The sequence below is a fragment of the Parabacteroides sp. 20_3 genome (genome assembly GCF_964238835.1).
GTDB lineage: Bacteria > Bacteroidota > Bacteroidia > Bacteroidales > Tannerellaceae > Parabacteroides > Parabacteroides distasonis.
In genome coordinates, this window is record NZ_CAXSNO010000015.1 from 23,045 (window position 1) to 37,550 (window position 14,506).

At 44.8% G+C, this 14,506-nt stretch carries 10 protein-coding genes; 7 read left to right on the forward strand and 3 right to left on the reverse strand.

All coding sequences use genetic code 11. From position 1 onward, the window contains the following. The first annotated feature begins 68 nt into the window (after positions 1 to 68). Positions 69 to 728 (forward strand): tRNA (5-methylaminomethyl-2-thiouridine)(34)-methyltransferase MnmD, encoded by a 660-nt coding sequence (mnmD, locus tag ACESPU_RS21170; protein ID WP_087880432.1) that lies wholly within the window; start codon positions 69 to 71, stop codon positions 726 to 728. 60 nt (positions 729 to 788) lie between these two features. Here mnmD and trxA read toward each other — a convergent pair whose 3' ends face one another. Both trxA and dnaE read right to left on the reverse strand, forming a co-directional pair. Beyond that, on the reverse strand, positions 789 to 1,106 hold the full coding sequence (gene trxA / locus ACESPU_RS21175) for a thioredoxin (protein WP_005867529.1): 318 nt from the start codon (positions 1,104 to 1,106) through the stop codon (positions 789 to 791). A gap of 87 nt (positions 1,107 to 1,193) precedes the next feature. After that, positions 1,194 to 4,997 carry a DNA polymerase III subunit alpha gene (gene dnaE / locus ACESPU_RS21180; RefSeq protein ID WP_195283901.1) on the reverse strand — a complete coding sequence of 1,268 codons (3,804 nt, stop codon included), beginning with the start codon at positions 4,995 to 4,997 and terminating at the stop codon, positions 1,194 to 1,196. Between the two features lie 806 nt (positions 4,998 to 5,803). Between dnaE and ACESPU_RS21185 the strand changes: the two genes are divergently transcribed. From ACESPU_RS21185 to tsf, 6 genes are all read left to right on the forward strand, one after another. Further along, the gene (locus ACESPU_RS21185) at positions 5,804 to 8,998 is read left to right on the forward strand and encodes a DUF6383 domain-containing protein (RefSeq protein ID WP_373133642.1); all 3,195 of its coding nucleotides are present in this window, start codon (positions 5,804 to 5,806) and stop codon (positions 8,996 to 8,998) included. Positions 8,999 to 9,327: 329 nt separating this feature from the next. Continuing rightward, a complete protein-coding gene (locus ACESPU_RS21190) occupies positions 9,328 to 9,960 on the forward strand; it encodes a porin family protein (protein WP_008777864.1) in 633 nt (210 codons plus the stop codon). Between the two features lie 195 nt (positions 9,961 to 10,155). Next, the gene (rplM, locus tag ACESPU_RS21195) at positions 10,156 to 10,611 is read left to right on the forward strand and encodes a 50S ribosomal protein L13 (protein ID WP_005859486.1); all 456 of its coding nucleotides are present in this window, start codon (positions 10,156 to 10,158) and stop codon (positions 10,609 to 10,611) included. 5 nt (positions 10,612 to 10,616) lie between these two features. Next, entirely contained in the window at positions 10,617 to 11,003 is a 387-nt protein-coding gene (rpsI, locus tag ACESPU_RS21200) for a 30S ribosomal protein S9 (protein WP_005859484.1), read from the forward strand. Positions 11,004 to 11,143: 140 nt separating this feature from the next. Further along, positions 11,144 to 11,980 (forward strand): 30S ribosomal protein S2, encoded by an 837-nt coding sequence (rpsB, locus tag ACESPU_RS21205; RefSeq protein WP_005859482.1) that lies wholly within the window; start codon positions 11,144 to 11,146, stop codon positions 11,978 to 11,980. A gap of 144 nt (positions 11,981 to 12,124) precedes the next feature. Continuing rightward, entirely contained in the window at positions 12,125 to 13,114 is a 990-nt protein-coding gene (gene tsf, locus ACESPU_RS21210; RefSeq protein ID WP_005859480.1) for a translation elongation factor Ts, read from the forward strand. A gap of 155 nt (positions 13,115 to 13,269) precedes the next feature. Here the strand turns inward: tsf and ACESPU_RS21215 are convergent, their stop codons facing one another. Next, positions 13,270 to 14,463 carry a pyridoxal phosphate-dependent aminotransferase gene (locus ACESPU_RS21215; RefSeq protein WP_008772804.1) on the reverse strand — a complete coding sequence of 398 codons (1,194 nt, stop codon included), beginning with the start codon at positions 14,461 to 14,463 and terminating at the stop codon, positions 13,270 to 13,272. Positions 14,464 to 14,506 lie beyond the last annotated feature (43 nt).

Consider the following 14,506-nt stretch of genomic DNA (forward strand, 5'->3'; position numbering starts at 1 on the left):
CTTATATCATATTTATAGCGGTAAAGATAAGTATTATTCTGATTCGTATGTATTATCTTTGCATACATATGGAGAAAGAATTACAGATAACGGCGGATGGAAGCCATACGCTATATATTCCGGCGATGGATGAACATTATCATTCCGTGAACGGGGCCCTGCAGGAATCAAGACATATATTTATAGAGGCGGGATTGCATGCGCTTGAAAAAGACTTTATCCGAATCGTGGAGATTGGCTTCGGTACAGGGCTGAACGCCTTCTTGACATTGAAGGATGTCGAGCTATCTCAAGCACATCATATTGATTATCATACAGTGGAGTTATACCCGCTTCCTTTAGATACGATTCGTGCCTTGAATTATGGGGAGCTGATCTGGCCGGAGAGAAAAGAGTTATTCTTAGCCTTGCATGAGGCGGAGTGGAATACTCCCGTTTCAATCTCAGAGCGCTTTACACTTCATAAAATAGAAGGAAATAGTAACGCCTGTGAACTACCGGATGATATCGATTTGATCTATTTCGACGCATTTGCGCCCGAGAAACAACCGGAGATGTGGAATCAGGAAATCTATAATCGTTTGTATGCTCATACCGCACCGGGCGGAGTGATCGTAACCTATTGCGCAAAAGGAGAGGTACGCAGAGGTATGCAAGCGGCTGGTTTTGAGATGAGCCGTCTTCCCGGTCCTCCGGGCAAGCGACATATACTTAGGGGTAAAAATTGAGAATTGAAAGTTACAGAGCGTATTCCTCGGTATTTTCAATTCTCAATTCTCAACTTTCAATTATTTAAGCATTGCCTCGATCTTTTCTACGAACTTATCCTTAGCCGTAGCGCCTACTACTTTATCAACCATCTTACCGTCTTTGAAGAAAAGAACGGTAGGGATGTTGCGGATACCGAATTGTCCGACTACATCGTCATTCTCGTCAACGTTCATTTTACCGATCGTCACACGACCTTCGTATTCGGTTGCCAACTCATCAATGATAGGAGATACCATGCGGCAAGGGCCACACCACTCTGCCCAAAAGTCAAGAACCATGGGCTTTCCGGAGTTAACCAACTCCTCGAAATTAGCGTCTGTAATTTGTAGTGCCATTTTGAATTACGTATTATTTAATTATGAATTATAATCTAATGATTGTTATGACGCCAAAAGTACAAATTCTTTCAGCGTCGTACAACTTTAACCATTAATTTTAAAATCGATATTCTCGTTCTCCTGTAAAAAGTCTACCAGCTCACGGGTCACGTTTAAGCGGATATTTTGGGAGAAGAGATTTAGGGAAATATTATGTTCCCCATCGACAACCTTAAAATATAACAGGCTATGGCCCGGATTGTTCTTGATCAATACCGAAAGCTCATTGATAGTCGGCTCGTCCAAATCATGGATCGGGACCGTGATACTGATTTTCTCGATCAGCTTGTCTTTCTCGTCTTGCAAAAGGTTGACGGTACCAATCTTGAAGTCCAGTTTATTGGGGTCCCAGCGGCTAGGCTCTACACGGGCTGTGATCAAGAGATACATCCCTATTTTACCATACTTGCTGTATTCGATATAATCCTGTCCGAAAAGAGGGATCTCGCCACTACCCGTGAAATCCTCGATCTTCAAGATTCCGTAAGGCTTTCCGTTCTTGGTCATTCCTTCCCGGAAACCGGTGACGATACCACCTAATAAAACCTCCCGGCCTTGTAAGGTTTCCCGCTCGTTAAGTTCTACCATGCCGGTATTACATACATACTTTAATATGATACGGTATTCATCCAACGGGTGGGCGGATAGGTAAATACCGACCAACTCCTTCTCTTTATTCAGGCGTTCGAGATCGCTCCAACGCTCGCATTGCGGGATCTCCGGTTTAGCGATGGCGATCAAGGCGTCTCCACCGAATAAAGAGTTGACTGCCGTGCTCTTATCCATCTGGTATTTGTTACCATAGCGAACCAAGGTATCCAAGAACAATTCCCCTTTTCCACTGTCGGTGAAGAACTGCTCACGCTGGATACCGAAGTTATCGAACGCTCCGGCCAAAGCCATGGACTCTATGTTTTTCTTATTGCAAGCGGTCAAGTTCACCCGTTCTACGAAATCGAAGATACTCTTGTACGGGCCGTTCTTCTTGCGTTCCTCTATGATATTTTGTACGGCTGACTCACCTACGCCTTTCACGGCGCCTAGCCCGAAGCGGATGTTCTTGTTCTTATCTACGCTGAACTTCAAGATAGACTCGTTCACGTCCGGTCCCAATACTTGAATACCCATCGCTTTACATTCATCCATGAACTTCGTGATATCCGTGATATTGGATAAGCTTCGGCTCAAGACGGCGGCCATATACTCGGACGGGAAGTTCGCTTTCAAGTAAGCGGTCTGATAAGCCACCCATGAGTAACAAGTAGCGTGACTCTTATTGAATGCGTATGAGGCGAACTTCTCCCAGTCGGACCAGATCTTGTTTAAAGTATCCTCTTTATAGCCGTTGGCTTGACCACCAGCCATAAATTTAGACTTCAAATGGTTCATCTTCTCGATCAACTTCTTACCCATCGCCTTACGTAAGGCATCACTCTCACCACGCGTGAAGTTAGCGAGCAAACGGGATAGAAGCATGACCTGCTCCTGATAGACCGTAATACCGTATGTATCTTTCAGGTAGCGTTCCATGACGGGAATGTCGTACTTGATCTCTTCCTTACCCTGTTTACGGGCGATAAAAGAAGGGATGTAATCCATTGGGCCCGGGCGATACAGGGCGTTCATGGCGATCAAGTCCTCGAATTTAGAAGGTTGCAACTCCTTCAAATACTTTTGCATACCGGCGGACTCGAACTGGAATGTACCGGTTGTCTTTCCGTCGCAATACAATTTATAAGTCTTGGGGTCCTCCAGACTGATATGGTCGATATCCAGATCATGTCCGGTAGTCAGTTTCACGTTCTCGATCGCTTCCTTGATGATGGACAAGGTCTTCAAGCCCAAGAAGTCCATCTTGATCAATCCGGTTTCCTCGATCACGGAACCCTCGTATTGGGTAACCAGCATCTCCTCGCCGGTATCCTTGTCTTTCGCCGTACTGACAGGTACGACATCCGATATATCATAACGTCCGATAATGACACCGCAGGCGTGTACACCCGTGTTACGGACGTTGCCTTCCAGCATCTGGGCATATTTCAAGGTATCCCGTGCCAGCGGATCATTTCCGTTAGCCGCCTCTTTTAGTTCCGGCACATACTTGATGGCGTCGCCCAATTTGAACTTCTTCATGTCAGGGATCTTATCCGGAACCAATTTGGCTAACCGGTTCGATTCGGATAACGGTAATTTCTGTACCCGGGCGACATCCTTGATAGCGGACTTGGTAGCCATCGTACCATAAGTAATGATATGAGCCACACGCTCGGCACCGTATTTCTCCGTTACCCAGCGTAAGACCTCGCCACGGCCATCATCATCGAAGTCGGTATCGATATCGGGGAGGGAGATACGGTCCGGATTCAAGAAACGCTCGAACAGGAGGTCATATTTGATCGGGTCGATCTTGGTGATCCCTAAGCAATAAGCTACGGCAGATCCGGCGGCCGAACCACGTCCCGGTCCTACGGATACACCGAGTTCCTCACGAGCGGCACGGATGAAATCTTGCACGATCAAGAAGTAGCCGGGGAAACCCATGGTCTTCATGATATGTAACTCGAAGTTCAGACGCTCCTTTACTTCATCGTTCAAGGGGTCTCCGTAAAGCTCCTTGGCTCCGTCGTATGTCAATTTCGCCAAATAGTCGGCTTCCAGCTTGATGCGGTATAGTTTGTCGTATCCACCTAATTTCTTGATTTTGGAGTGCGCCTCTTCCTCGCTTAATACGACATTACCGTTCTCGTCTCGGGTGAATTCCTCAAATAAATCATGCTCTGTCAATTTCTGACGGTAGGACTCCTCGGTGCCGAACTCCTCGGGAATGGCGAAAGTCGGCATGATAGGACCGCTGTCGATGGAGTAGAATTCTATTTTGTCGGCTATCTCGAGGGTATTACTCAAAGCTTCGGGGATATCGGCGAAGATGGTGTTCATCTCGGCGGTTGTCTTCATCCATTCTTGCTTGGAGTAGCGCATACGTTTGGGGTCGTCCAAGTCTTTGCCGGTACTAAGGCAGATCAGGCGGTCGTGGGCCTCAGCGTCGTCGGCATTGACGAAATGGACGTCGTTGGTGGCGATTAGCTTGATATTATATTTGTGCGCAAGCTCGATCAGCACCTTGTTCACCTCTTGTTGATGCGGGAAAATCGTGCAATCAGCGTTAGGGTCGTGTGTCTCGTGCCGTTGCATCTCAAGGTAATAGTCTTCTCCGAATAAGTTTTTGAACCATTTGATAGACTCCTCAGCCTTATCGATTCGTCCGTGCATGATATGCTGTGGGATCTCTCCTCCTAAACAGGCGGAGCAGATGATCAGATCCTCATGATATTTCTCCAACAACTCTTTGTCAATACGCGGACGTCCGTAGAATCCTTCCGTCCATGAGAGGGATACCATCTTGATCAGGTTCTTGTATCCATTCTTATTTTTGGCCAGAACGATCAAGTGCCAGCCGCTACGGTCGTCTTGCGAGGCCAGCTTGCTATGCCTTCCGTTGCGAGCGCAATAACATTCGCACCCGATGATCGGCTTGAAGATGGAAGCTTTCGCTTCGGCGATTTGTTTTTGTAGTTCCGTTATCCTTTGTTGTTCCTCATCGGTTGGCGCATCCTTGGCCTGCAGCGGTTTTAGTTCTTTCTCGGAGTCCTTGATGATCCCGAGAGGTTTACTGTTCTTTTTGCTAACCTTATTGAAAAACTCCTTGATACCGAACATAACGCCATGGTCTGTTACGGCGATCGCACGCATTCCGTCTTTGTACGCTTTGTCGATCAACGCGTCGATGGATGCCTGTCCGTCCAGCAAGGAATACTGGGTATGTACGTGTAAATGAATAAACGGTTCCATATATATTAATGTATAGTCTGGTGCATATTGAAATAAGTGCATAAAGGTAGGAAATATTTTTTAGTACGAGAGAGGTTGTTTTGCTTTTAAAAAAACACGTACGTCTTTTTTCGGAAACACGTACATGTTTTTGGAAAAAGACGTACGTGTTTTCTGAAGGATATAATGAGGTTATAATATGTGTGATTCTATAGAATCTATATGTTATATAAACAGATGTTGTATTGATATTTTGCTTGATATAAGCCGTATATCGTGACAGGAGGTTTTCGTGAGGTGCTCGAACTAGCGGATGGAAGATAGTTATGAATGGCGTTTTTCTGTGTGAAAAGCCGTTTTATACTGTACTTATGCTTGGAAAAAGCGAATCTCAGGGAGTTCTGTTTACAAAGTGTCATTTTGCTAGAACAAAGGAAACTAATATTCCGATCTATCGCAAAAGGTGATCTTACTTTTGTTGATTATTGGATGGTGTATTTACTAATGTACGCATGTACATTAAATAATAAAAGAGAAAAATGATTGATTTAAACGATCGTTTTAATTAGTCATTTGCAAAGGTACGCGTTTCTTTGACTTCTGCAACCCTTCCGAGCTATTTTTTTGTTCCCTTATTCGCTTTCTTATCAATAGGATATCCTATCCTTTACGAAACAACCGATTCCGTAAACGAACCTCCCGTTTTCCTTCTTTAAAAACGCAAGATCTAAACGATGGTTTAGACTAGTCGTTTTCTAACGGTAGTCTGCTATCAGAAAATAGCTAAGTGCTTAATTAACACTATTATTAATATTAAATTCTAAATTATGAACAGAAAGATTTCTACATTGTTAACGGCGGGTCTGCTTGTGGCGGGGTCGCTGTGCGGTAGTGCCTTCGCTCAGACGCCGACGGTTTCCATTAAAGATTTGACCGGAATCGGATCTACAGCAGCGAATGAACTGAAAAACGGGGCTCGATATGTGATGGTAGATGCCTCTTCATCGCTAGCCTATGGTCATGAAATAAGCACTACTACCGGTAAGATTGTTGAGGTAGGGGAGGCTATAAACACTCCGATTTTTTACGATGACAGCGATAGCAAAGACGGCGTAAAGAAGTACATTTGGACGGTCAGCGTGACAGAGGCTCCGAGAGGTTTCTTCTCTTATACCCTCACCAATGCGGAGACTGGAAAGGCGTTGAGATACAACAGCGCATATAATGCGATAGAGACAGACCCGGCAGCGAAAGCCGAGGATACCTTTAAGGATTTCGTGTTTGAGAATACAGGTTCTGTCACTTCTACTCCCACTGGTGCGAAGTATTCTGTCTCTAATAAGTACATGGTTGCCTATAAAGCGGGTGCGACTGTTTGGAACGGTCTGTCATGGTCTGGCAGCCCATTGGTCTCTACTACTACGATCTCTGCTCCTGTGTTCTATGAGGTTAAATCCGAGGAACTTGAGGATGTTACCGAGTTGAACGCATTATATAACACTTCTGGATTCTCATTCGCTTCCAAGCCTTATGATACGGATCAAACCGAGGAGCCGATCGGCAACTTGTTCAATACGAAGAAGGTGGTAGCTCGCTATGTATCTACCGCTATTGAAGTTGACGCTACTCAGTATCCTTCTTATTCGGGTAATACTAGTGATTTGAGGATCGAGCCGGGTATGTATTTCTTCACAGAGAACGCTCCGAAAGATGATGCTGATTATAAAGAATGGATGAACGCTACGATCTTGGTCGTAAGCTCAACGGAGACCGTTGAGGCTACAAATGCGGGACGTGCCTCTGGTGATGGTTTCGCTTTGGCAGAGGTGAAAGTCAGCGACTTGAACTTCTATCAAGGTTCGGATAATGCTTGGATGACAGCAGGTAACGATATCTCTATCAATAACGCTAACTTCCGTGTGCAAAAGAGCTATGTGGACGCTTATCCGTATGAGTTGAACGTTGATGATTTCCGTTATCGTGAGCAAGCTAGCAAGGCTAAGCACGTTACTAAGCCTGTTAAGTTACATGTGTTGAAACATAGTGACAAGTACTATCTGACCACTACACATGCTACAGATGACCAGTTCATCTTCAAGTTGGCTGCCGCCGGTATGAAGAAAGGTATCGAGTTGTTGAACACGGAGGCTAAGGTCGCCGCTTACACGATCCGTATCTTAGACGGTAAGGAATTTGGGTCATCTACCGATAACATCGACAAGAAAGACATCAAGAGCGTATACGGCAAGTACTTGACGAACGCCGTTAAAGCTTCTCAATTCGAGTTGGTAGCTAAGGCTAAGGTTCTTTCTCAATTGGAGACTCCGGCTTATCAATGGGCTATCTCCAGCGTAGACAATGAGTATGAGGTGACATTCACGAACCGTGAGACCGGCGAGTATTTCACAGCAAGCTTGTTCCCGAAGGCTGATCTGGGCGAGAACGTTTACGAATTGTCCACAAAGAGCGAAAAGGTTACCGCTATCTATGTAGACGCGAACACATACAATGAGACAGAGGGTGAAGTCGCTGAAATGCAACAACTGATCGTCGAGTTGACTCCGGCTGAGGTTGATCCGTACGCAGGTTTCTTGAACCTAGACGATGAGACTTTGGTGACGATGGCTTTCGCTCGCGATAACAACGAGACTTCCAATAAGTGGTATGTGGCAGCTAAGAAACAAGCAAGCCCATTGACTGGATATGAATTGAACAAGAACGGTAAGTTCGCTAACGAGGTATCCGATGCCGCTCAATGGCAATTGGTGAAAGATGATAAAAAATGTACGATCATCGAGCGCAGTTTCGTTTACAATAAGGATGGCCGCGTGACGGTACAGGCTAGAGCAGATAAGGGCTACGCTTATGTTTATCAGTTGCAGTATATCAATGATGGTATCGAGACTGATAAATATTTCCCGCAAGGAACTAGTCCTGTAACTAATGTAACAGAACAGGAAGTGTTAGTTAATGAAGGTCAAGCTAAGTTCGTGATCAAGCTAGCCGCCGATGGTTCTGTTTACTTGATTCCGGTGGGTGACACAAACAGTTCTATCGCTTCAATTTTGAATGAGAATACGAAGTCTGTTGTAGACGCTACTTATAAGGCTTCTATCGACGAATGTCAATATACTACTCCGTCTTCAGTTTACGCATGGCCGTCAACTTCTACACAACAAGATTGGTTATTGAACACCTACTTGATCGTAGAAGCACCGGAGATCAGCTACCCGGCAGAGGAAGGTCATATCTCCTTGGTAAGCGATAAGGGTAACTATATCTCCATGAACGAGAATCGCGATGGTATCGTGGTAAACGAGAATCAATACTCATTCTACTTGCAAGTAACCGATGAGGACGCTGTTGTTCCTTCTTTCTATATCTCTAACAAGGGTACGGTTGAGAATGGTGACAGATTGTTCTTGTTCAACCCGGCAGACTCTGTAAACTATTATGTCGCAGATGGTACATACGACAGAAAGTATGAGTGGATCAAGGGTGAGACAAAGGCGATCTTCAAGCCGGCCACTCTTTGGGAGACTAAGGATACTTTGACTACGGTCGTTAAGGGTAACAAGGTTTCCGTGGCTGAAGAGGCTGATGATGAGGGCGTATTAGGTGGCTTGGATTACTTCAAGGTTCAGATCATCCAGTGCGAGGACAATGAGAACGAATATCGTATCCGTTCTGTAGCCAAGAAGGGTTCTTATCTGTATAGCTTCAACGACCAGTTGTCTTGGAGCGGTAGCAAGGAGAAAGCAATGCGCTTCACTATCACTACAGGCGATCCTACAGCTAACGAGTCTATCGCAGACGCAGCAGAAGGCGTTAAGGTAATCGCTGGCAACGGTACTGTTGAGATCCAAGGCGCTGCCGGAAAGAACGTGGTAATCACGAACGTTCTTGGTAAGGTTGTGGCTAGCACGGTTCTTACATCCGATAACGCTACGATCGCCGCTCCTGCGGGCATCATCGTGGTAGCTGTCGATGGTGAGGAAGCTGTTAAGGCAGTCGTTAAATAAGAATAATGACGATAAAACATAAATCGAAAATCATTCCTGCGGGAGTTGTAGTGATTCAAGTACCCCGTGAGGGCGAACAGGCGGGAATGGATTAATATTAATACTAAAGTAATAAATTAAAGTTCATCTGCCGTTACCTCCGTGAGGAGGGAAGGTGTGAAAAAATAGCCTCGGTCGTTTCCGCGATCGGGGCTAACTTTTGAGTGCCCCTTTCATGAGTTATACTTTTTATATAGCTTTCCTGTATGTTTCAGTAGGATAAATGTAGATGTTATTGAAAAATGTATATCTTTGCTTACTATTAGAAGGAAAAGCAAATGAGGAAGTTTATGAGAAAGATCGGATTGTTGTTGATTGCCGTGATGATGATTTTACCGGCGATGGCTCAGGTTTCTTTCGGCGTACGTGCCGGAGGCGCTTATTCTTCGTTGATCCAGAAAGTGGAGGATACGTATGAGGCGGGAGCCCGCTTCGGTTTCAGCATAGCGGGTTTGGCGGATATTCCTTTGAGTAAGAATAAAAAATGGTCGCTTCGTCCTGAGGTGGCGTTCGTAAACCAAGGTGGCGCTTATTATTCGAATCAGGATATACATGGGATGGCGCTTCATAATAAATGTTGGTATTACTCTTTGCAGATACCCGTGAATGTGGCTTATACGTTTACCTTCACGGACGTTCATCTGTCCGTATTCGCCGGTCCTACCTTTGATTGGTCCTTGTTTGGCAAGATGAAGAGCCGGGAGACCAATCCGGATCTCCATTTCGGCGTGTCCGATGAGAAGGACTTGAAACCTTGCGACTTTGGCATGAATGTCGGCCTATCGGTAGAATATAGTAACTTTTTCTTTTCCGTAAGTTCCCTATGCGGCATGATAGACCGCCGTGCCTTGAAGCGTGACGGCGAGACTTCCGTTTATCAAAATAACGTGACATTCTCTTTGGGGTATTACTTCCGTAAGTGATGAGTATCTTCATAATAACTTGAAAAATAATTAGATTTGTTTGGTATTTCGGATAAAACCCGTACCTTTGCAAGCCGATTATTATCAAATTGTACTAAGAGTTTAGTTCTTAGCACGTTGTTGCATCATGTGTCCGTTGTGACAATGTTGGTAAGGCTAGTTTTTTGAGTTATTAATTAATTTAATTTTTAAGCAGTGGATACTTTAAGTTTTAAGACCATTTCTGCAAACAAGGCAACTGTAAACAAAGAGTGGGTCATTGTTGATGCTGAAGGCCAGACGTTAGGTCGCCTTTGCGCTAAAGTAGCGAAGCTTTTGCGCGGTAAGTACAAACCCAATTTCACTCCGCACGTTGACTGTGGTGATAATGTAATCATCATCAATGCAGACAAAGTCGTTCTGACTGGTAACAAGTGGAACGATCGTATTTATTTGAGATATACCGGATATCCCGGTGGACAGATCGAGTATACTCCGGCTGATCTTTTGAAGAAAGGTGGCGACCGTCTGTTCCGTAAAGTAGTAAAAGGTATGTTGCCTAAGAACCGTCTGGGTGCAAAGTTGTTGAACAACATGTACGTTTATGAGGGAACTGAGCACAAGCACGAGGCTCAACAACCTAAGTTAATCGATATAAACTCATATAAATAATCACGATGGAAGTAGTAAATGCAATAGGAAGACGTAAAGCGGCAGTCGCTCGCGTATTCGTTAGCGAAGGTACGGGAAAGATCACGATCAACAAACGTGAGCTGGAAAAATACTTTCCTTCTTCAATCCTTCAGTTTATCGTAAAGCAGCCGTTAGCAAAGTTGAACGTCGCAGAGCAATATGATATTAAGATCAACCTTGACGGTGGTGGTTTCAAAGGTCAGTCTGAGGCTGCCCGTTTGGCTATCTCTCGTGCGTTGATAAAGATTAATCCGGAAGATAAGGCTGTCTTGAGAGCGGAAGGATTCGTAACTCGCGATCCTCGTGCTGTTGAGCGTAAGAAACCGGGTCGTCCGAAAGCTCGTAAGAGATTCCAGTTCAGTAAACGTTAATGTTATTTGTGAGTCCCTTACAAGTAAAGCGAAGCGTTTAGTATCTAAATTATCGGGATTCTTTTTACATGTGGACATGCGGAAAGACTACCTGATGGTTGAAATTAAACAAAGAAAGTAAACGATTTAAGAAAAAAACAATGTCAAGAGTAAATTTTGATCAATTATTAGAGGCTGGTGTACACTTCGGACACTTAAAAAGAAAGTGGAATCCCGCTATGGCTCCTTATATCTTCATGGAGCGCAATGGTATTCATATCATTGACCTTTATAAAACAGTTGCTAAAGTAGACGAAGCCGCTGAAGTTATGAAGAACTTGGCTAAACAAGGCAAGAAAGTTCTTTTTGTGGCTACCAAAAAACAAGCTAAACAAGTTGTCGCTGATAAGGCTGCTTCCGTAGGTATGCCTTACGTTATCGAGCGCTGGCCGGGTGGTATGTTGACCAACTTCCCGACGATCCGTAAAGCTATCAAGAAGATGGCTACTATCGATAAGATGACAAAAGATGGTACATTTGATAATCTTTCTAAGAGAGAAAAACTTCAAATCACTCGCCAACGCGCTAAGTTGGAGAAGACTTTAGGTTCTATCGTAGACCTTACTCGTCTTCCGTCAGCGTTGTTCGTTGTAGACGTGATGAAAGAGCATATCGCTGTTCGCGAGGCTAACCGTTTGGGTATCCCTGTATTCGGTATGGTTGATACGAACTCTAATCCGAACAATATCGACTACGTTATCCCGGCTAACGATGACGCTACAAAGTCTGTAGAGGTTATCTTGGGCGCTATCTGCGAGGCTATGAACGAAGGCTTGCAAGAGCGTAAGGCTGAGAAAATTGACGCAGAGGCTGCTGAGGAAGCTCCGAAAAGAGAGCGTAAGGCGAAAGCTGCTGTTAAGAAAGAACGTACGAAGAAAGAAGACGACGATGCGTTGAACGCTAACGTTGCCGGTAAGTTCGCGAAAGACGAAGAATAATTCGATTGACAATTGACGTTGACAATTGACAATTAGAATACAAATACAATGGGCAGTTGGCTTTTGACAGGATTTGTCAATTGGCAACTGTCCATTGTCAATTTTTGAAAGTATAAACATTTTAAAGATAAAGGAAATAAGATTATGGCTGTAACAATGGCTGATATTACCAAGCTGCGCAAAATGAGTGGAGCTGGTATGATGGACTGTAAGAAGGCTTTGACTGAGTCTGATGGTGACATCGAGAAAGCAATGGAAATTATCCGTAAAAAAGGACAGGCTATCGCCGCTAAACGTTCTGATCGTGAGGCTGCCGAGGGTTGTGTGTTGGCTAAGAAGGATGGCGAGTTCGCCGCTATCATCGCTTTGAAGTGCGAAACGGACTTCGTGGCTAAGAATGAGGACTTCGTGGCTTTGACTCAGGCTATCTTGGACGCTGCCGTGGCTAACAAATGCCGTACTTTGGACGAGGTGAAAGCTTTGCCTATGGGCAAGGGTACTATCCAAGAAGCTGTTACGGATCGTAGCGGTATCACTGGCGAGAAAATGGAGTTGGATGGCTACTGCGTAGTTGAAGGTGCTTACACTACTGTATACAACCATATGGGTAAGAACCAACTTTGTACGATCGCCGCTTTCAACAAGGAGTCTGAGGAAGCCGCTCATAATATTGTTATGCAGATCGCCGCTATGAATCCGATTGCTATCGATGAGGCTGGTGTTCCTGAGTCTGTAAAAGAGAAAGAGATCCAGGTTGCTATCGAGAAGACGAAGGCTGAGCAGGTACAGAAGGCTGTAGAGGCTGCATTGAAGAAGGCTGGTATTAATCCTTCGCATGTAGATAGCGAGGCTCACATGGAAAGTAACATGGATAAGGGCTGGATCACGGCAGAGGATGTAGCTAAGGCTAAAGAAATCATCGCTACTGTTTCCGCTGAGAAGGCGGCTAACTTACCTCAACAGATGATCGAGAATATCGCTAAGGGTCGTCTAGGCAAGTTCTTGAAAGAGGTTTGCTTGTTGAACCAAGAAGACATTATGGATGGCAAGAAGACTGTAAGAGAGACAATGAAGGAGATCGATCCTGAGTTACAAATCTTGGCGTTCAAACGTTTCACTTTGCGTGCTGAATAATTGCGGTAACGTATTTGATATAAAGAAAAAGGCGGTACAACCCAATGTATCGCCTTTTTTATGAAGTATAGCTTACTTGCCCATAGAAGATATACTTACTTGTCCAATGCAGTATATCTTATTTTGCCAAGTAAGTATATCTGTTTAATTTTTTCTTATTTCAATGCGGCCAACGCATCCTTAATACGTTTGATAGCCTCCACGATATTCTCATCGCTGGTAGCGTAACTCATGCGGATACACTCAGGTGCCCCGAACGAGGTACCACCTACGCAAGCTACGTGCGCTACTTCTAAGAGATACATAGCTAAGTCATCAGCGTTGTTGATTATACGGGTTCCATCTGTCTTGCCGTAATAATAACTACATTTGGGGAATAAGTAAAAGGCGCCTTCCGGCTTATTCACCTCGAAGCCCGGAACTTCTTTCGCTAAATTAACGATTAAGTCACGACGACGTTCGAAGGCCTTACGCATTTCCTCAACGGGTTCTTGTGAGCCTGTATAAGCTGCTTCCGCCGCTTTTTGAGATACAGAGCAAGGGCCAGAGGTATATTGTCCTTGTAATTTATTAACCGCTTTCACGATCCATTCCGGTCCGGCGATGAAACCGATACGCCAGCCAGTCATCGCATACGCTTTGGAAACGCCGTTTACGATAACCGTACGGTCTTTCATTCCTTCGATAGAAGCGATGCTGTTGTGTTTACCAATATAGTTAATATGTTCGTAGATCTCATCCGCTATAACGATGATATCCGGATGTTTTTTCAATACTTCCGCTAAACCAGCCAATTCCTCGGCGCTGTAAACAGAACCCGTCGGGTTGGAGGGAGAGCAAAGGATTAACGCTTTTGTCTTAGGCGTAATAGCGGCTTCCAGCTGAGCTGGAGTGATCTTGAAATCTTGCTCGATACCAGCCGGAACGATAACGGGGGTTCCTTCCGCTAACTTCACCATCTCCGGATAGCTTACCCAGAAAGGGGCAGGGATGATAACCTCGTCCCCCGGATTTACCAATACCATGACCGTGTTACAAACGGATTGTTTGGCACCGTTTGCGCAAGAGATCTGGCCTGCTGTATATTCCAGTCCATTCTCGTTCTTCAATTTGGCAACGATAGCATTACGTAATGCCGGATAACCCGCTACGGGAGAATAACGTGAGAAATTATCGTCAATCGCCTTCTTCGCGGCTTCTTTAATGAAGTCGGGAGTATTGAAATCGGGTTCTCCCACACTTAAGTTGATAACATCGATACCTTGAGCTTTCAACTCACCGCTCTTTTGTGACATCGCCAATGTTGCTGAAGGCGATAAACTCGCTAAACGATCTGAGACTTGTGTCATGACATTGCTTTTTGTATAGGTTGTTTTATTATTATGCGACAAA

Coding starts and splice junctions, on each gene's coding strand:
- mnmD (WP_087880432.1), top strand. CDS start 69: ATGGAGAAAGAATTACAGATAACGGCGGATGGAAGCCATACGCTATAT.
- trxA (WP_005867529.1), bottom strand. CDS start 1,106: ATGGCACTACAAATTACAGACGCTAATTTCGAGGAGTTGGTTAACTCC.
- dnaE (WP_195283901.1), bottom strand. CDS start 4,997: ATGGAACCGTTTATTCATTTACACGTACATACCCAGTATTCCTTGCTG.
- ACESPU_RS21185 (WP_373133642.1), top strand. CDS start 5,804: ATGAACAGAAAGATTTCTACATTGTTAACGGCGGGTCTGCTTGTGGCG.
- ACESPU_RS21190 (WP_008777864.1), top strand. CDS start 9,328: ATGAGAAAGATCGGATTGTTGTTGATTGCCGTGATGATGATTTTACCG.
- rpsI (WP_005859484.1), top strand. CDS start 10,617: ATGGAAGTAGTAAATGCAATAGGAAGACGTAAAGCGGCAGTCGCTCGC.
- rpsB (WP_005859482.1), top strand. CDS start 11,144: ATGTCAAGAGTAAATTTTGATCAATTATTAGAGGCTGGTGTACACTTC.
- tsf (WP_005859480.1), top strand. CDS start 12,125: ATGGCTGTAACAATGGCTGATATTACCAAGCTGCGCAAAATGAGTGGA.
- ACESPU_RS21215 (WP_008772804.1), bottom strand. CDS start 14,463: ATGACACAAGTCTCAGATCGTTTAGCGAGTTTATCGCCTTCAGCAACA.